The sequence below is a fragment of the Fictibacillus phosphorivorans genome, assembly GCF_023715845.1.
Lineage (GTDB): Bacteria > Bacillota > Bacilli > Bacillales > Fictibacillaceae > Fictibacillus > Fictibacillus phosphorivorans_D.
The window spans coordinates 1-476 of the sequence record NZ_JAMBOR010000059.1 but is presented as its reverse complement, the minus strand read 5'-3'; the positions used below and the strand labels follow the sequence as shown (position 1 = coordinate 476).

Genomic DNA, 476 nt, shown 5'->3' with positions numbered 1-476 from the left:
ACCGGATCGTCGGCCAGTCGATCCTCGCCGGCACGCCGTTCGAGGCGTTCATGGTCAAGAACGGCATCGACGCGACGTCGGTCGAGGGCGCGGCGAACCTGCCTTACGCGGTGCCGAACGTGTCGGTCGAGCTAACCACCACCCGGGTCGGCCTGCCCGTGCTGTGGTGGCGCGTGGTCGGCAGCTCGCATACGGCCTACGCGGTCGAGGCGTTCATCGACGAAGCCGCGCACGCGGCCGGCAAGGACCCGTACGCGTTCCGCCGCGACCTGCTCGCGAAGGAGCCGCGCATGCGCGCGGTGCTGGAGCTGGCCGCGCAGAAGGCCGGCTGGGATCCGGCCAAGCCGCTGCCGAAGGGCCGCGGGCGCGGGATCGCGGTGGCCGAGGCGTTCAAGAGCTATGTCGCGCAGGTGGCCGAGGTCTCGGTCGACGCGGACGGCAAGGTGAAGGTCGAGCGCGTGGTGTGCGCGGTCGAC

General features: G+C 71.6%; 1 pseudogene. It reads left to right on the top strand.

Annotated features, from left to right (window positions below):
• Nucleotides 1–476 (top strand): annotated as a pseudogene (locus tag M3206_RS18785) (molybdopterin-dependent oxidoreductase); the annotation flags it as partial.